The sequence below is a fragment of the Klebsiella sp. JN_Kp127 genome, assembly GCF_040062505.1.
GTDB classification, from domain to species: domain Bacteria; phylum Pseudomonadota; class Gammaproteobacteria; order Enterobacterales; family Enterobacteriaceae; genus Klebsiella; species Klebsiella quasipneumoniae.
In genome coordinates, this window is record NZ_JBEAHS010000042.1 from 11887 (window position 1) to 28365 (window position 16479).

At 57.8% G+C, this 16479-nt stretch carries 17 protein-coding genes and 1 tRNA gene; 6 read left to right on the top strand and 12 right to left on the bottom strand.

Annotation, left to right across the window (positions count from 1 at the left end):
• Positions 1–21 precede the first annotated feature (21 nt).
• A complete protein-coding gene (locus ABLV04_RS15970) occupies positions 22–825 on the top strand; it encodes a carboxymuconolactone decarboxylase family protein (RefSeq protein ID WP_180266129.1) in 804 nt (267 codons plus the stop codon).
• 351 nt (positions 826–1176) lie between these two features.
• On the opposite strand, the gene ABLV04_RS15975 is transcribed toward ABLV04_RS15970, so the two are convergent.
• The gene (locus ABLV04_RS15975; protein WP_065805875.1) at positions 1177–2106 is read right to left on the bottom strand and encodes a LysR family transcriptional regulator; all 930 of its coding nucleotides are present in this window, start codon (positions 2104–2106) and stop codon (positions 1177–1179) included.
• Between the two features lie 129 nt (positions 2107–2235).
• Here ABLV04_RS15975 and ABLV04_RS15980 point away from each other — a divergent pair, with 129 nt between their 5' ends.
• A complete protein-coding gene (locus ABLV04_RS15980) occupies positions 2236–3624 on the top strand; it encodes an MFS transporter (protein ID WP_180266130.1) in 1389 nt (462 codons plus the stop codon).
• A 167-nt stretch (positions 3625–3791) separates the two neighbouring features.
• On the opposite strand, the gene ABLV04_RS15985 is transcribed toward ABLV04_RS15980, so the two are convergent.
• A tRNA-Gly gene (locus ABLV04_RS15985) sits at positions 3792–3865 on the bottom strand.
• A gap of 80 nt (positions 3866–3945) precedes the next feature.
• A complete protein-coding gene (actS, locus tag ABLV04_RS15990) occupies positions 3946–4659 on the bottom strand; it encodes an amidase activator ActS (RefSeq protein WP_023290963.1) in 714 nt (237 codons plus the stop codon).
• 315 nt (positions 4660–4974) lie between these two features.
• Between actS and idi the strand changes: the two genes are divergently transcribed.
• Positions 4975–5529 carry an isopentenyl-diphosphate Delta-isomerase gene (idi, locus tag ABLV04_RS15995; protein ID WP_032454025.1) on the top strand — a complete coding sequence of 185 codons (555 nt, stop codon included), beginning with the start codon at positions 4975–4977 and terminating at the stop codon, positions 5527–5529.
• A 203-nt stretch (positions 5530–5732) separates the two neighbouring features.
• On the opposite strand, the gene lysS is transcribed toward idi, so the two are convergent.
• From lysS to xerD, 5 genes are all read right to left on the bottom strand, one after another.
• Positions 5733–7250: a lysine--tRNA ligase gene (gene lysS / locus ABLV04_RS16000; RefSeq protein WP_008806422.1), complete on the bottom strand. Its 1518-nt coding sequence runs from the start codon at positions 7248–7250 to the stop codon at positions 5733–5735.
• A 9-nt stretch (positions 7251–7259) separates the two neighbouring features.
• Positions 7260–8358 (bottom strand): peptide chain release factor 2 gene (gene prfB / locus ABLV04_RS16005; protein ID WP_101862173.1). Its coding sequence is split into 2 segments (ribosomal slippage): positions 7260–8282 and positions 8284–8358, totalling 1098 coding nucleotides; the frame shifts between segments, so codons are not numbered across the junction.
• 85 nt (positions 8359–8443) lie between these two features.
• A complete protein-coding gene (gene recJ, locus ABLV04_RS16010; RefSeq protein ID WP_180266131.1) occupies positions 8444–10177 on the bottom strand; it encodes a single-stranded-DNA-specific exonuclease RecJ in 1734 nt (577 codons plus the stop codon).
• Positions 10178–10182: 5 nt separating this feature from the next.
• The gene (dsbC, locus tag ABLV04_RS16015) at positions 10183–10896 is read right to left on the bottom strand and encodes a bifunctional protein-disulfide isomerase/oxidoreductase DsbC (protein WP_002916301.1); all 714 of its coding nucleotides are present in this window, start codon (positions 10894–10896) and stop codon (positions 10183–10185) included.
• 22 nt (positions 10897–10918) lie between these two features.
• The gene (gene xerD, locus ABLV04_RS16020) at positions 10919–11815 is read right to left on the bottom strand and encodes a site-specific tyrosine recombinase XerD (RefSeq protein ID WP_004144729.1); all 897 of its coding nucleotides are present in this window, start codon (positions 11813–11815) and stop codon (positions 10919–10921) included.
• A gap of 100 nt (positions 11816–11915) precedes the next feature.
• Between xerD and fldB the strand changes: the two genes are divergently transcribed.
• Complete coding sequence (fldB, locus tag ABLV04_RS16025; RefSeq protein ID WP_004205324.1) at positions 11916–12437, top strand: flavodoxin FldB; 522 nt, start codon at positions 11916–11918, stop codon at positions 12435–12437.
• Between the two features lie 6 nt (positions 12438–12443).
• Here fldB and ABLV04_RS16030 read toward each other — a convergent pair whose 3' ends face one another.
• A complete protein-coding gene (locus ABLV04_RS16030) occupies positions 12444–12854 on the bottom strand; it encodes a protein YgfX (RefSeq protein WP_023290968.1) in 411 nt (136 codons plus the stop codon).
• Positions 12835–13101, bottom strand: a complete 267-nt coding sequence (gene sdhE / locus ABLV04_RS16035; protein ID WP_002916312.1) for an FAD assembly factor SdhE — start codon at positions 13099–13101, stop codon at positions 12835–12837. The genes ABLV04_RS16030 and sdhE overlap by 20 nt, the downstream gene beginning before the upstream one ends.
• Before the next feature lie 245 nt (positions 13102–13346).
• Here sdhE and ygfZ point away from each other — a divergent pair, with 245 nt between their 5' ends.
• Entirely contained in the window at positions 13347–14330 is a 984-nt protein-coding gene (ygfZ, locus tag ABLV04_RS16040; protein ID WP_147733524.1) for a tRNA-modifying protein YgfZ, read from the top strand.
• Between the two features lie 155 nt (positions 14331–14485).
• Here the strand turns inward: ygfZ and ABLV04_RS16045 are convergent, their stop codons facing one another.
• Positions 14486–15145, bottom strand: coding sequence for a hemolysin III family protein (locus ABLV04_RS16045; protein ID WP_008806429.1), 660 nt, complete (start codon positions 15143–15145; stop codon positions 14486–14488).
• A 163-nt stretch (positions 15146–15308) separates the two neighbouring features.
• Entirely contained in the window at positions 15309–15620 is a 312-nt protein-coding gene (yqfB, locus tag ABLV04_RS16050) for a N(4)-acetylcytidine aminohydrolase (RefSeq protein ID WP_023290970.1), read from the bottom strand.
• Between the two features lie 50 nt (positions 15621–15670).
• Between yqfB and ABLV04_RS16055 the strand changes: the two genes are divergently transcribed.
• Complete coding sequence (locus ABLV04_RS16055; RefSeq protein WP_032454033.1) at positions 15671–16399, top strand: MurR/RpiR family transcriptional regulator; 729 nt, start codon at positions 15671–15673, stop codon at positions 16397–16399.
• Positions 16400–16479 lie beyond the last annotated feature (80 nt).

Here is a 16479-nt window from a genome sequence, read left to right on the forward strand (position 1 = left end):
GTGGATCGGAAAGGAGCAAATATGAAAAACGTGATTGCCGCGGCAGCCTTGTCGCTTGTGCTGTCTGATTTTGCTTATGCCAACGAACAAAGAGATGAAGCTATGATGAAAATTACCCCTTCCACCCTTGCGGACGCTGATATTCAAGCGGTGTCGCCAGCGCTGGCGCGCTTCGGCCGCGAGGCCATCAGCAACGACCTCTGGCAACGTGACGCCCTGTCCGCCCGCGACCGCAGCATCGTGACGGTGGCGATGCTGATTGCCCGCAACCAGCCTGGCGAGCTTAAGCACTATATTGAAGTTGCGCTCGATAGCGGCGTGACGCCAGCCGAAGTATCAGAGATCATTACCCATCTGGCGTTCTACTCAGGTTGGCCCAATGCAATATCAGCCGTCAGCGTCGCGAAAGCCATCTTTGAAGCCAGGGGCGTGACGGCAGAGGCCCTTCCCGCCGCCTCGCCAACGCTGCTGCCTCTCAATGAACAGGTAGAGAAACAGCGTGCAGAGACCGTGGAGAAAAATGTCGGTCCCATTTCGCCTGGCCTGGTTAAATTTACCGCCGACCCGCTGTTTCTCGACCTCTGGCAACGGCCCGCGCTTACGCCCCGCGACAGAAGTCTGGTGACGGTCAGCGCGTTAATCGCCGCCGGACAGAGCGCGCAGATTGGCTACCACCTAAACAGGGCGATGGATAATGGGCTTTCGGCTGAAGAGGCCGGAGAAGTGGTCGCCCAGGCAGCGTTCTACGCGGGATGGCCAAATGCGTTTACCGCCGCCCCGGTGGTCGGTGAAGTGTTGCGATCGCGCGAGAGCAAAGCTGAATAAAAAAGGATAAAGGACAGGAAAGCTGTCCTTTATTTATCGTTAATAGTTAGCTTAAAGGTAGCACGAGGGCTTTCGATTAAATCTCGCGGAAAGGACATAAACGGTCTATCGAAGTATGGAGACTTCGATCGTGAGTCTGTTCACATCGCTCATTGAGAAAATTTCCGTTCCGTATGCCGTCATGAGTCTCATCCTTTGAAAGCCGCGATCGCTGTGGCGAGACTGTAGCGCGGACATGTCTATTTGGTCAGAGATCGCCATCTCAATTCAGCTACTACACTTAATTTATTTTATCTTAAATATCAATGTATTGTGTTGTTAATTTAATATAAGTTGATGTTATAGCAATCGCTATACAGGCTCCTTAGTCATGACTGACCTGGCCACACCGCATATCGCAAGAATTTGCTCTCTCAGCCAGCGGTGACCGGGGTCGCGTTCCATTCTTGGGTGCCACATCTGCGATACCGTAATACGACGGCTTTTGAACGGCAGCTCGAAAACGTGTACCTGGTCCGTTACCTGCTGATTGAGTAAATAGAGTGCGGGTATCATGGCGATAAGATCCGATTCCAACGCCACGGACAGTGCTGTCGGAAATCCCGGTACGACGCTCGCAATTTTACGTTTTGTCCCCAGTTCGGCCAGCGCATCGTCAACGGATCCGTGCAACGCGCCCTCGGGTGACGCTACCACATGGCCCCAGGCGACATAATCACCCACGCCTATTTCTGCCTGCTTAGCCAGCGGGTGCCCTTTACGCACGACGCCAACAAACCGATCCTCAAACAGTCGTTGCAGCCGTATTTCTGGCCCCATATTACTCTGAACGCCAATCTCCAGATCAACCAGCCCTTCCCGAAGATAGCGCGACGTTTTTTCCGGCTTAGGCGCGAAGCGTATACAGACGTCCGGCGCGGCGTCGGCAACCGCTGCGATGAGCGCAGGCCCAAACGCCACCACAAAACCATCGTTTGCCCTGATGGTAAAAAGACGCGCCAGACTTCGCGCGCAGAACGTTTCAGTTGAGGGCTGCAATACCGCCCTGGCATCGTGCACTGCACGCCTGGCGCGATCCCGGGTCGCTTCGGCCCACGGGGTCAGTACCATGTTACGCCCGGCGCGCACCAGGATCGGGTCTCCTGTGACATCGCGTAACCTGCTTAATGTCCGGCTCATGGCTGAAGTGCTGAGGTTCAGACGACGTGCCGCACCTGCGACACTCGCTTCACTCAGCAATATGTCGAGTGCTACCAGCAAATTAAAATCGGGATCAGACATTCCCCTTTCTCCCAGCACATTAAGATAAGGCGTTTGATGCAACAATAAAGTGAAAATAGTGCGCCTTCCGCCCGGTAAAAGCCATCTTTATAGTTTTGTCATCCATACACTCTTCTCAGAGGACAAATGATGACGCTCTTTTCCAGCCAACCCGGCGACGAAGGACTGCCTGGCCCGGCGCGCGCACGGGTGATGGCCGCAATAATGACCACCACCTTAATGGGCGTGTTTGATGGCACCATGATCAACATTGCCCTGCCCTCAATGGCTCAGGATTTGCAGGTACCTGCCGGTATTGCCGTCTGGTTCGCCAACGGGTATCTGCTGGCGGCTGCGATGACGCTGGCGATATTCGCGGCGCTTGCGGCCCGTCTGGGTTATCGCCCCGTATTTCTGGCGGGCCTGACGACCTTTACCCTGACATCACTGGGTTGCGCGCTGGCGAATAAGCCCGAAGTGCTTATCGGTATGCGCGTGCTTCAGGGGATCGGCGGCGCGGCGACGCTGAGTATTGCCCCCGCAATACTCAGGTCCGTATTTCCCGGACGCTTACTTGGCCGCATTCTGGGGTTCCATGCCCTGCTCATTGCCTCCAGCTCCGCTATCGGCCCGGTATTGGGCGGTACGATCCTTCACACCCTGAGCTGGCAATGGCTGTTTGCGATAAACGTTCTTCCCGGCACCCTCGCCTTACTGCTGGCGGTCAGAGCGCTGCCGCGGGATGCGATCCGTATGCAGGCGCCCTTCGACACCGTGGGCGCCATATTGTCGGCGCTGCTGTTGAGTTCGACGATCATGGCGGCGAACAGCCTCCAGAACGCTACTTCTCAATTCGGCAGCCTTTGCTGGATGGCCCTCGCTGCGCTGAGCGGCATGGCTTTTATCTGGCAAATTCGCCGTACGGGTCATCCCTTACTGCCGCCGAGCATGTTTAAAAATGAACGTTTTACCCTCGCGGCTTTCACATCGATGGTTGCTTTTGTCAGCCAGGGGATCACCTTTATTGCGCTACCCTTCCTGTTTCAGAGCGAATACGGCTACAGTCCGGTAGTGTCTGCCCTGCTGTTTACGCCGTGGCCGTTAGGGATCGTGCTGATTGCGCCGCATGCAGGCCGTTGGGCGGACACGATATCAGCCCCGGCGATATCCACCCTGGGGCTGGTGATATTTGTCGTCGGTTTGATCCTGCTGGCGACGTTACCCGCCAGCCCTCCAATGTGGGATATCTGCCTGCGAAGTCTGGTGTGCGGAATAGGGTTTGGCTGCTTTCAGAGTCCCAATAACCGGGAAATGCTCTCAAACGTTATTCGTGAGCACGCGAGTTATGCGTCCGGAGTTTTATCCATTATGCGCACTTTCGGGCAGTGCCTGGGAGCCGCCGCCGTAGGCGTTCTGCTGGCAGCAGATGAAAGGTCAATTCATGTTGCGCTGTGGAGCGCCGCCGCGGCCTCTGCGGTATCGGTCGTCGTCAGCGCGAGCCGGTTGCGTAAAATCACTCATCCTGCGGAAACAGGATAAGTGCGAAAATATCACTAAACGCTACTACTCCAGCGCCAGCAGCGCAAAACGCCGATCCCGCAACCAAAGAGGAGTCCTCCGTCGGAGTTCAATAGACTAACAGAATGCTATAACTTCTTATTTATCAACGGAAAATTGAGTTGGGTAGACTTCAGAAGACTTGAGTTTGGAGCGGGCGAAGGGAATCGAACCCTCGTATAGAGCTTGGGAAGCTCTCGTTCTACCATTGAACTACGCCCGCGAAGAGGTGCGAGAAGCATTATAGCCCTTACGCACCCTGTGACAAGCCCGCCGGATGCTGACTGGCGATAAAATAACCTTTTAGCACTTAGGCTTACTGCCCTGCGGCGGCAGGTAGCGCAGCGGATCGATGGCCGTCGCCCGGTAGCGGATCTGGAAATGCAGACGCACTGAGTCGGCATCCGTACTGCCCATGGTGGCGATTTGCTGGCCGGCCTTCACGCTCTGGCCGTTATTCACCATCAGCTTATCGTTGTGGGCATAGGCGGTGATGTAATCCTCGCTGTGCTTAATCATGATCAGGTTGCCGTAGCCGCGCAGCTGGTTGCCGACGTAGACCACCTTGCCCGCCCCGGCGGCGTACACGGGCTGGCCGCGAGTCCCGGCGATATCAATGCCTTTATTGCCGCCATCGGCGGTGGAATAAGGCAGGACCACTTTGCCGCTGGTCGGCCAACGCCAGCAGCGCTGTCCCACCGGCGGCCAGGAGGACTGAGGTACCGCGGACGAAGGCGTGACCGCCGCCGTGCGCGTGGAGGAAGATTTTTTCTTCGTTGTCTTCGTTGAACTGCTGCCGTTAAGCTTCAGCTTCTGCCCCACCTCAATGGTGTAGGGCGGCGAGATATTATTCAGGCGGGCCAGATCGCGAACGCTGGTGCCGGTGGTGCGGGAGATGCCATACAGGGTATCGCCACGTTTGACGGTGTAGGTCGTACCGGAATCGGAGTTGCTGGAGCAGCCGGCCAGCGCCAGGCTTACCACCAGCATCAGTGTCATAAAAACGCGTTTCATCATCAGGCATCCTGCACTTAACACAACCACTTACCTCGCAACCAGGGCGAATATCATACCAGTCCGCGGCGCAGGGCGTCATCCCTGATGGCGAAACCAATATCCCCCTGCCATCGAATACGGCCCGCGACGGACAGCGATTGCTGCTGGAGCCGCACGTCGTGGTGGGCTTGCCCGCCATGACGCGTTGCCGCTCACAGAGCGGACTCCAGGGCTTGTTTTGGTAATGCCTTTCTCCCATTTATGGGCTACCCTAGAGGCCTGAGTACATGACCCGGCGGGTTTGTGCCGGGTCATTTTTTATTTTCAGGAGTCGTCATGGCCGGGGAACACGTCATTTTACTGGATGAGCAGGATCAGCCTGCCGGTATGCTGGAGAAGTATGCCGCCCACACGCTTGATACCCCTTTACATCTCGCGTTTTCCTGCTGGTTGTTTAATCAGCAGGGTCAATTGCTGGTCACCCGCCGTTCGCTGGGCAAAAAAGCCTGGCCCGGGGTGTGGACCAACTCCGTCTGCGGACACCCCCAGCAGGGCGAGACCTTCGAGCAGGCCGTCACGCGCCGCTGTCGCTTCGAACTCGGCGTGGAGATCGCCGACATCGTGCCGGTTCACCCGGCCTTCCGCTACCGGGCGGTCGCCCCGAACGGCATCGTTGAGAACGAAGTATGCCCGGTGTATGCCGCGCGCGTGGTGAGCGAAGTGCTGCCTAACGACGATGAAGTCATGGATTATCAGTGGGTTGACCTGGCAACGATGTTAAGCGCGCTGGCCGCCACGCCGTGGGCGTTTAGCCCGTGGATGGTGCTGGAAGCGGAAAATCGGGACGCTCGCCAGGCGCTGACCGACTTTGTTGCGCGTGTGCGCGGGTAAGCTAACTATTCTCGCAGCCGCCACCCGGCGCAAAAAGCGACTCCGTACCTGTCATCGTTGCCTGGCGGCGCTACGCTTGCGCAGGCCGACGGCTCTGCGCTGTTGCGTAGCCCGGATAAGACATTTACGCCGCCAGCCTTCAGGCCTCACGTCAGACATAAAAAAACCCGGCAAGCCGGGTTTTTGCATTTCACAAGACGCGATTATTTCTGCGGACGCATTGCCGGGAACAGGATCACGTCGCGGATGGTGTGGCTGTTGGTGAACAGCATCACCATGCGGTCGATACCAATACCCAGACCGGCGGTCGGCGGCAGGCCGTGCTCCAGCGCGGTGACATAGTCTTCGTCATAGAACATCGCTTCGTCGTCGCCTGCGGCTTTCGCATCAACCTGGTCCTGGAAGCGCTGCGCCTGATCTTCGGCGTCATTCAGCTCGCTAAAGCCGTTACCGATCTCACGGCCGCCAATGAAGAATTCAAAGCGGTCGGTGATTTCCGGGTTGACGTCGTTACGGCGCGCCAGCGGAGAAACTTCCGCCGGGTATTCGGTGATGAAGGTCGGCTGGATCAGGTGGGCTTCCGCCACTTCTTCGAAGATCTCGGTCACGATACGGCCCAGACCCCAGCTCTTCTCCACTTTGATGCCGATAGACTCAGCGATCGCTTTCGCGGAATCGAAGTTATCCAGATCCGCCATCTCGGTTTCCGGACGGTATTTCTTGATTGCTTCGCGCATGGTCAGTTTTTCAAACGGCTTGCCGAAGTCGAACACCTGGTCGCCGTAAGGCACTTCGGTGTTGCCGAGAATGTCCTGCGCCAGGGTGCGGAACAGGGATTCGGTCAGCTCGATCAGATCTTTATAGTCCGCATAGGCCATGTAGAGTTCCATCATGGTGAACTCTGGGTTATGACGAACGGAGATCCCTTCGTTACGGAAGTTACGGTTGATCTCGAAGACGCGTTCGAAACCGCCCACGACCAGGCGCTTGAGGTACAGTTCCGGCGCGATACGCAGGTACATGTCCAGATCCAGCGCGTTATGATGGGTGATGAACGGACGCGCGGAGGCGCCGCCCGGGATCACCTGCATCATCGGGGTTTCCACTTCCATAAAGCCGCGGCCAACCATGAACTGACGGATACCCGCCAGGATCTGCGAACGCACTTTAAAGGTGTTGCGCGATTCATCGTTGGAGATCAGGTCGAGGTAACGCTGACGATAGCGCGCTTCCTGATCCTGCAGGCCATGGAACTTGTCCGGTAACGGGCGCAGGGCTTTGGTCAGCAGACGCAGCTCGGTGCAGTGGATAGACAGCTCACCGGTTTTGGTCTTGAACAGCTTACCGCGGGCGGCGATGATGTCGCCGAGATCCCATTTTTTGAACTGGTCGTTGTAAACGCCTTCCGCCAGGTCATCGCGCGCTACGTACAGCTGGATGCGACCGCCAACGTCCTGCAGGGTGACGAAGGACGCTTTACCCATGATACGGCGGGTCATCATGCGGCCAGCCACGGCCACTTCAACGTTCAGCGCTTCCAGCTCTTCGTTTTCTTTGGCATCGAAGTCAGCGTGCAGTTGGTCAGAGGTATGGTCACGACGGAAATCGTTCGGGAAAGCGACGCCCTGCTCACGCAGCGCAGCCAGCTTCTCGCGACGGGTTTTCAGTTCATTATTAAGGTCAATTGCCGCGTCAGCGCCCTGTGCTTGTTGTTCAGACATGTTGGTTCCTCATAACCCTGCTTTCAAACTTGCTTCGATAAATTGGTCCAGGCTGCCGTCGAGCACCGCCTGAGTGTTGCGGGTTTCCACCCCGGTACGCAGATCTTTAATACGCGAGTCATCCAGCACGTAAGAGCGGATCTGGCTGCCCCAGCCGATATCGGACTTGTTGTCTTCCATCGCCTGCTTCTCGGCATTTTTCTTCTGCATCTCCAGCTCATAAAGCTTCGCTTTCATCTGCTTCATGGCCTGGTCTTTGTTCTTGTGCTGCGAACGGTCGTTCTGGCACTGCGTCACCAACCCGGTCGGGATGTGGGTAATACGCACCGCGGATTCTGTACGGTTAACGTGCTGCCCACCGGCGCCGGAGGCGCGGTAAACGTCGATGCGCAGGTCGGCCGGGTTAATTTCGATATCGATATCGTCTTCAACTTCCGGGTAAACGAACGCAGAGCTAAAGGAGGTATGACGGCGGCCGCCGGAATCGAACGGGCTCTTACGCACCAGACGATGAACGCCGGTTTCGGTACGCAGCCAGCCGTAAGCGTAATCGCCAATGATCTTGATGGTCACGGATTTAATGCCCGCGACTTCACCTTCGGACTCTTCGATGATCTCGGTCTTAAAGCCGCGCGCTTCCGCCCAGCGCAGGTACATGCGCATCAGCATGCTGGCCCAGTCCTGGGCTTCGGTGCCGCCGGAGCCTGCCTGAATATCGAGGTAGCAATCGGCGTTGTCGTATTCGCCGGAGAACATGCGGCGGAACTCAAGCTGCGCCAGCTTCTCTTCCAGCGTATCCAGCTCGGCGACGGCTTCGTTGAAGGTCTCTTCGTCGTCCGCTTCCACGGCCAGATCCAGCAGGCCGGCAACGTCTTCCAGCCCCTGGGACATCTGATCCAGGGTATCTACGATGGCTTCCAGGGAAGAACGCTCTTTACCCAGCGCCTGAGCGCGTTCAGGTTCATTCCAGACGTCCGGCTGTTCCAGCTCGGCGTTTACTTCTTCGAGACGCTCTTTCTTGGCATCGTAGTCAAAGATACCCCCTAAGAACGTCGGAGCGCTCCGTGAGGTCCTGAATGCGGTTTTTTACCGGATTTATTTCAAACATGGTCGGTTTCTTTTAATGGATTTGTCAAAATGCGGTGATAAGAGCGGAATTCTACCGGATTCGCGCCCTTATTCATACACTGTTGTCAATTTGGCCAGAGGTGATCGATGATCAGCTGCAGGCTGCGGTTGCCGCGGAACTCATTGATGTCGAGCTTGTAGGCTAACTGGACTTCACGCACGCCGTTGTCGGGCCAGATGGAAGTATCCACGTTGAAGGCGATACCGTCCAGCAGCGGGCCGCCGTCAACCGGCTCGACCATCACCTTCAGGTGACGCTCGCCCACCAGCCGCTGCTGCAGCAGGCGGAAACGGCCGTCAAACAGCGGTTCCGGGAACATCTGTCCCCACGGCCCGGCGTCGCGCAGCATCTGCGCCACTTCCATGCTCATCTCCGCCGCCGCCAGCGGCCCGTCGGAAACGACCTCGCCCTGTAACAGCGCGGGATCCAGCCACTCGGTCACCAGCTCGCCAAAGCGCTGCTGAAACTCCTCAAAGCGCGCCTCTTCCAGCGATAATCCTGCCGCCATCGCGTGGCCGCCGAACTTCAGGATCAGCCCCGGATAGAGCGTATCGAGACGCTCCAGCGCATCGCGCATATGCAGCCCCTGTATGGAGCGGCCGGAGCCTTTCAGCGTACCGTCGCCGGTGGGCGCAAAGGCGATCACCGGCCGGTGGAAACGTTCCTTAATTCGCGAGGCGAGGATGCCGACCACCCCCTGGTGCCACTGCGGATGGTACATCGCCAGCCCGCCGGGCAGGGTGTCGCTACTGCGTTCCAGCTGCTGACAGAGCGTTAGCGCTTCCGCCTGCATCCCCTGCTCGATCTCTTTGCGCGTCTGGTTGAGCGCGTCAAGCTCATTGGCTAACACGCGCGCTTCGCCAATGTTATCGCACAGCAGCAGCGCGACGCCGACCGACATGTCGTCCAGCCGCCCCGCCGCGTTCAGGCGCGGCCCGAGGGCAAAACCGAGGTCGCTGGCCGCCAGCTTTTGCGGATCGCGGTTGGCAATCTCCAGCAGCGCCTTAATGCCGGGCCGACATTTGCCAGCGCGAATGCGGCTTAACCCCTGCCAGGTGAGAATACGATTGTTAGCATCCAGCGGCACGACGTCGGCAACGGTGCCAAGCGCCACCAGATCCAGCAGCTCGGCAAGGTTCGGCGCGGCGATGCCGCGGGCATCGAACCAGCCGTTATCACGCAGAAAGGTGCGCAGCGCCAGCATCAGATAGAACGCCACCCCGACCCCGGCCAGCGATTTCGACGGAAAGTCGCAATCGCGCAGGTTAGGGTTAACGATGGCCTCCGCCGCCGGCAGCGTCTCCCCCGGCAGGTGGTGATCGGTTACCAGCACCGGGATCCCCAGCGCATGGGCATGCTCGACGCCGGCATGGGACGAGATCCCGTTGTCGACGGTCATGATCATCTGCGCGCCGCGGGCGTGGGCCTGATCGACCACTTCCGGGCTCAAGCCGTAGCCGTCTTCAAAACGGTTCGGCACCAGGTAGGAGACGTTGCCGTAGCCCAGCGCGCGCAGGGCCAGCACGCTGAGCGCGGTGCTGGTGGCGCCGTCGGCGTCAAAATCGCCGACTACGACAATGTGCAACCCTTTCTGGAAAGCGTCGTGCAGCATCCCGACCGCTTTTTCAACGCCGGTGAGCTGCGTCCACGGCAGCATGCCTTTGACGCTGCGCTCCAGCTCCTGGGCGCTGCGCACCCCGCGGCTGGCATACAGCCGCTGCAGCAGCGGCGGCAGATCGGCGGGTAAATCGACGCCGTCAACCGCCTCGCGGCGGCGTAGTTGTATCTGTTGTTTCACGCGAATCAGTTACCGCTTGTCTGTTTTTTATGCTCGTCGAGGAACGCCTTCAGCTCTTTCGGCCCCTGATAGCCCGGCAGCACCATGCCGTTGCTGAGGACCATCGCCGGGGTACCGTTGACGCCCATCTGCACGCCAAGGGTGTAGTGTTTAGCGATATCCACGCTGCAGCTCGCCGGCTGCACGCCCTTGCCGTTCATAGCGTCATCCAGCGCTTTGTTGCGATCTTTCGCGCACCAGATGGCCTTCATATCCTGCTCCGCCTGGCTCTGCAGTCCCTGGCGCGGGAAGGCGAGATAGCGCACGGTGATCCCCAGCGCGTTGTAGTCGCTCATCTGCTCATGCAGCTTGTGGCAATAACCGCAGGTGATGTCGGTGAAGACGGTAATGACGTGCTGCTCCTTCGGCGCTTTGTAGACAATCATTTCGTTGCTCAGCGCGTTCAGTTTACCCAGCAGCAGCTGGTTAGTGACATTGACCGGCTGCGCGCCGCTCACGTCGTACATCGGCCCCTGGATGATGTGCTTGCCGTCGTCGGTGACATACAGTACGCCGCTGTCGGTCAGCACCGTGCTCATCCCGGAAACCGGCGACGGTTGAATATCGGTGCTCTGCACACCCAGCTTCGCCAGCGACTGTTTAATTGCCGCGCTATCGGCATGCGCCGCCCCGGAAAGGGAAGCCGCCAGCAGGGTGAACATCAATAAACCTTTTTTCATACTCAGTCCTTTTGTTCAGCACTCACGCCCGCGGGTGGTGCTGTTGATGAAGTTGTCGCAGACGCTCGGTCGCCACGTGGGTGTAGATCTGCGTGGTGGAGAGATCGCTGTGTCCTAACAGCATCTGCACCACGCGCAGGTCGGCGCCATGATTGAGCAAATGCGTGGCGAACGCATGGCGCAACACGTGCGGGGAGAGCTTTTCGCTGTCGATCCCCGCCAGCACGGCATAGTGTTTAATCCGGTGCCAGAAGGTCTGACGCGTCATCTGCTGGGCGCGCTGGCTGGGAAATAAGACATCCGACGCCACGCCGTTCAGCAGCCAGGGGCGACCATACTCGAGGTAATTTTCCACCCACAGTACCGCCTCTTCCCCCAGCGGCACCAGCCGCTCTTTGTTGCCTTTGCCCACCACCCGCAGCACGCCCTGCCGCAGGCTGATGTCGCTCATCGTCAGCCCCACCAGCTCCGAGACGCGCAGGCCGGTGGCATACAGCACCTCCAGCATCGCTTTGTCGCGCAACTCCAACGGCTGCTCCACCAGCGGGGCCTGCAGCAGACGCTCAACCTGCGCCTCACTGAGATCCTTCGGCAGCCGCTGCGGCAGCTTCGGCGAGGCCAGCAGCGCGCTGGGGTCGTCCGGGCGAATTTTTTCCCGGTACAGATGCTGGAAGAAACGACGCACGGCGCTCAGCAGGCGCGCGGTGCTGGTGGCTTTATAGCCGCCGGACTGCCGCTCGGCCAGCAGCGCCTGCAGGTCGTCGCTGCCGACGCTTGCCAGCGACAGGCCGCGATGGTGCAGCCACTCCACGAGCATCGTCAAATCGCGACGGTAGGCGCTGAGCGTATTCTCCGCCAGATTGCGCTCCAGCCAAAGGGCATCGAGAAACTGTTCGATTAGTGCCAGATCCTGTTTCACATCGGCCTCTTTGTTCGTTAAACGCTCTCATTATGCCTTAAGAGGACGCCTTTCTGGTACACTGCCCGCCATTCACAGCAAGAATCGAGATGTTTACGCGATGAATATAGGTCTGTTTTACGGCTCCAGTACCTGCTACACCGAAATGGCCGCGGAGAAAATCCGCGATATCATCGGCCCTGAGCTGGTGACGTTGCACAATCTGAAAGATGACTCCCCCGCCCTGATGAGCCAGTACGATGTACTGATCCTCGGCATCCCGACCTGGGATTTCGGCGAAATTCAGGAAGACTGGGAAGCGGTTTGGGACCAGCTGGACACCCTGGACCTGGAGGGCAAAATCGTCGCGCTGTACGGCATGGGCGATCAGCTGGGCTATGGCGAATGGTTCCTTGACGCGCTGGGCATGCTGCATGACAAGCTGGCGACCAAAGGCGTGAAGTTTGTCGGCTACTGGCCAACCGAAGGCTATGAGTTCACCAGCCCGAAACCGGTGATCGCTGATGGCCAACTGTTCGTTGGCCTGGCGCTGGATGAAACCAACCAGTACGACCTGAGCGACGAGCGCATCCAGAGCTGGTGCGAGCAGATCCTCGGCGAAATGGCCGAACACTTCTCCTGACGCCGCTTACTCCTGCGCCGGTTTTTGCAGCACCAGCCGGCGCAGATCCCGCCACTCTCCGGGATCCATGCTGTCCGCCGCCAGCCACAGATGCTGACCGCGTCGGGTATCGACATGGCGCAAACGCAGCAGCATACCGCTGTTGATGACCCACGGCGTCCCGAGGATCTCCCATTCGGCGTTTTGCCAGCGCAGCCGGGAATCGGTGAGCAGTTTTATCTCCCCGCGACGGGCATGGATCCGTCGCTGGCTGCGCACACAGTCAAAGACCACCAGCGACAGCAGCAGCAGCCAGATCGGGGTGTAGCTTAACGGCCAGGGAACCAGCAGCACCAGCGCCGCCACAACGCCGTGGAGCAGCAGGGAAAACCACTGCGCGCGCCAGGAGATACGGAGATCAGATTGCCACAGGACCACGTTCCCGATTCCGTGTCTGAATTAAGGTTACCATCCGCTGCAGCTCCGCATCGGCCGGTTTGCCGTGGTTCATCAGCCAGTTGAACAGATCCGGATCGTCATTTTCCAGCAGGCGAATGAACAGCTGTTTGTCAGCGTCGCTGAGGGTATCGTACTCATACTCAAAGAACGGCATGATGGAGATGTCGAGTTCGCGCATCCCGCGGCGGCATGCCCAGTGGATACGTGCTTTATTGTTAATGTCCATGTTGACCTTCCAGCAGCAAAATATAGGTTAGTTTAACCCGTTTTCTGCCGTAACTTTACAGGAATATCGCTGAATGCGAGCATCCTTCCATAAAAACCATAAAATAATGATGGGCTTATTGTTTTCCCGCGTCAGGCCGTCACCAAACGTCAGCGCACAAATGGCCTGTTGAAAGCGCTTGCAATGCACTATAGCTCTTTTACCATTGGTCACACACACTGCGTTAAGCGATTCAGGATATGACTATGGCTTTTACACCTTTTCCTCCGCGTCAGCCTTCCTCTTCCGCTCGTCTGCCGTTAACGCTGATGACCCTGGATGACTGGGCGCTGGCGACAATTAGCGGACCGGACAGCGAAAAATATCTGCAGGGGCAGATTACCGCCGATGTGAGCAGTCTCACCGATGCCCAGCATCTGCTTGCCGCCCACTGTGACGCCAAAGGCAAGATGTGGAGCAACCTGCGCGTATTCCGCCGCGACGGCGGCTTCGCGTGGATTGAGCGCCGCAGCCTGCGCGACGCGCAGCTGACCGAGCTGAAAAAATATGCCGTCTTCTCCAAAGTCACCATCGCCGCCAACGACGATCTGGTTCTGCTGGGGGTGGCCGGCTTCCAGGCGCGCGCCGCGCTGGCGCCGCTGTTCGCCGCCCTGCCCGACGCCGCGACGCCGGTGATTAGCGAAGGCGCCACCAGCCTGCTGTGGTTTGAACACCCGGGCGAACGCTTCCTGCTGGTGACCGATGTCGACACCGCCAATCGCGTCACCGACGCGCTGCGTGGCGAAGTGCAGCTCAACAACAGCCAGCAGTGGCTGGCGCTGAATATTGAAGCCGGTCTGCCGGTTATCGACAGCGCCAACAGCGGGCAGTTCATTCCGCAGGCCACCAACCTGCAGGCGCTGGGCGGTATCAGCTTCAAAAAAGGCTGCTATACCGGCCAGGAAATGGTCGCCAGGGCGAAATTCCGCGGCGCCAATAAGCGCGCGCTGTGGACGCTGTCAGGTACCGCCAGCCGGGTGCCGGAGGCCGGAGAAGATCTGGAGCTGAAGATGGGCGAAAACTGGCGCCGCACCGGTACGGTGCTTGCGGCGGTACAGCTGGATGATGGCCAGCTGCTGGTGCAGGTGGTGATGAATAACGATATGGAGCCGGACAGCGTGTTCCGCGTGCGCGACGATGCCGGCAGCCTGCGCATCGAACCGCTGCCCTATTCACTGGAAGACGCGTAATAAAGCGTTATGACTCCCGGCTTGCGGCGCTCGCGCCTTAGCCGGGCTACTTGACTGCAAATACCGTAGCCACGGTAAGCGTAGCGCCACCGTGGGATTTCCAGGCCGCAGATAACCGTAGCCACGGTAAGCGCAGCGCCACCGTGGGATGTTTATCAGGACTGGCCGACGTACAGATAGATCGCCAGGAAGTGACACACGCTGCCGCCGAGCACGAAGCCGTGCCAGATAGCGTGGTTATAGGGAATACGTTTGCAGACGTAGAAGATAACCCCCAGCGAGTACACCACCCCGCCGACCGCCAGCAGCGTCACGCCGCCCACCGCCAGCTTTACCGCCAGCTGATAGACCACGATAAGCGACAGCCAGCCCATGGTCAGATAGGTCACCAGCGACAGGATTTTAAAGCGGTGCGCGATGGTCAGCTTAAACAGGATCCCCAGCAGCGCCAGGCTCCAGATGACGATCATCAGCCCCTTCGCCAGCGGCGAGTTCAACCCTACCAGCAAAAACGGCGTATAGGTCCCGGCGATTAACAAGTAGATGGCGCAGTGGTCGAACTTTTTCAGCCACTGTTTCGCCCGCTGATGCGGGATCGCGTGATAGAGCGTGGAGGCGAGAAACAGCATAATCATGCTGCCGCCGTACAGACTGTAGCTGGTGATCGCCGTCGCGCTGGCGTTAGTGTCCACCGCCTGCACCAGCAAGAGCACGAGGCCGACGATACCGAACACCAGCCCGATCCCGTGACTGATGCTGTTGGCAACTTCCTCTGCCAGAGAATATCCCTGAGTGATTAATGGTTTGCGCACCATATTTGACTCCGTGAAAACAAGAACGCTTTCATTGCCCACTTAGGGTAACTGAGAATGATTCCAGTGAACACCTGTTAGCTAAAATAAAACGATGTATATTTGTAAACACATTAAAATCATAAAGTTACAATTTTATTTCAACTCACAGCTGTTCATTTTTATCTTAAAGTGTTTTGAATTCAATGACATAAAACTGGTTCTCGCCAGGATAGATGTCGCTGATGACCTGACGCAGCTGCCCGAGGGTCATATTCTCCTGTTGAGCATGCTGGTCGGTCAGCGTGTCGAGAGTCACCGTCGAGGTCGCGGTCACGGCGATGGTGCAAAAATAGCCGTCGTCTTCATAGCGCCCGACGCGCAGCACATCGCCGGGCTTAAAGTGCGACTCCGCCGCATCGCGAATGGTGATCGTTTTGCGCCCGGCGAGGATGTCCTCCTGAAAGCGCTGAAAAAAGGTAATGTCATTAGCCTGCATGATATAATTCCGTCCTGGTCATTATGAATTGTGAGTTCGCCACTGTGAGTATGTTCTCCCACGCCGCTGTCGCCAGTCTCAATAATCTTGAGATGATGGTCTACCACTACGTCATTAAGAATCGTGACAAAGTGATGTACATGACCATCCGCGAACTGGCCGAAGCCGCCGGCGTCTCCACCACCACCGTGTTGCGCTTCTGCCGCAAACTGCAGTGCGAGGGCTACTCTGAATTTCGCGTGCGCTTTAAATTATATCTTGAGCAGAACGAGCCTCAACAGGCAAATATCGGCGCCAGCGAAATCATGAGCTTTTTTAAAAGCGTTAATAATGACGAGTTCGATGAATTACTCGAGCAGGCCGTCGATATTATTCTCGCCTCCGAACGTATTATTTTCGTCGGCGCAGGCACCTCGGGCGCGCTGGCGAAATATGGCGCCCGCTTCTTCTCCAACGTCGGGAAATTTAGTAATCATATTGATGACCCCTATTTTCCGGTGACTAACGATATGGCCCGTAACGCGCTGGCGATCGTGCTTTCCGTCTCCGGCGAGACGGAAGAGATCCTGCGCTTCGCCAGCCAGTTCAGCCTGCACCGCTGCAAGGTGATGTCCATTACCAGTCACGAACACTCGCGGCTGGCCAAACTGGCCGATTTCAATCTCTCCTGGCACGTGCCGCAGACGCGCATTGGCGGTGTCTACGATATTACGACGCAAATTCCAGTGATCTATATTCTCGAAACGCTCGGACGTAAATTAGCGCGCAAAATCAGCTAAAAATAACAGCCTGTTTTTTCGATGTAACATATTACGTTTGGCGTAATTTGTTATATCGTGACATTCAATTTCACTTTGCT

What these genes read in the sequence shown, in the direction of transcription:
- dsbC (WP_002916301.1), bottom strand. Translation starts at nt 10,896, where the DNA reads ATGAAAAAAGGTTTATTGATGTTCACCCTGCTGGCGGCTTCCCTTTCC.
- actS (WP_023290963.1), bottom strand. Translation starts at nt 4,659, where the DNA reads ATGATGAAACGCGTTTTTATGACACTGATGCTGGTGGTAAGCCTGGCG.
- ABLV04_RS16045 (WP_008806429.1), bottom strand. Translation starts at nt 15,145, where the DNA reads ATGGTGCGCAAACCATTAATCACTCAGGGATATTCTCTGGCAGAGGAA.
- ABLV04_RS15975 (WP_065805875.1), bottom strand. Translation starts at nt 2,106, where the DNA reads ATGTCTGATCCCGATTTTAATTTGCTGGTAGCACTCGACATATTGCTG.
- sdhE (WP_002916312.1), bottom strand. Translation starts at nt 13,101, where the DNA reads ATGGACATTAACAATAAAGCACGTATCCACTGGGCATGCCGCCGCGGG.
- ygfZ (WP_147733524.1), top strand. Translation starts at nt 13,347, where the DNA reads ATGGCTTTTACACCTTTTCCTCCGCGTCAGCCTTCCTCTTCCGCTCGT.
- ABLV04_RS15980 (WP_180266130.1), top strand. Translation starts at nt 2,236, where the DNA reads ATGACGCTCTTTTCCAGCCAACCCGGCGACGAAGGACTGCCTGGCCCG.
- yqfB (WP_023290970.1), bottom strand. Translation starts at nt 15,620, where the DNA reads ATGCAGGCTAATGACATTACCTTTTTTCAGCGCTTTCAGGAGGACATC.
- ABLV04_RS16055 (WP_032454033.1), top strand. Translation starts at nt 15,671, where the DNA reads ATGTTCTCCCACGCCGCTGTCGCCAGTCTCAATAATCTTGAGATGATG.
- fldB (WP_004205324.1), top strand. Translation starts at nt 11,916, where the DNA reads ATGAATATAGGTCTGTTTTACGGCTCCAGTACCTGCTACACCGAAATG.
- lysS (WP_008806422.1), bottom strand. Translation starts at nt 7,250, where the DNA reads ATGTCTGAACAACAAGCACAGGGCGCTGACGCGGCAATTGACCTTAAT.
- idi (WP_032454025.1), top strand. Translation starts at nt 4,975, where the DNA reads ATGGCCGGGGAACACGTCATTTTACTGGATGAGCAGGATCAGCCTGCC.
- ABLV04_RS15970 (WP_180266129.1), top strand. Translation starts at nt 22, where the DNA reads ATGAAAAACGTGATTGCCGCGGCAGCCTTGTCGCTTGTGCTGTCTGAT.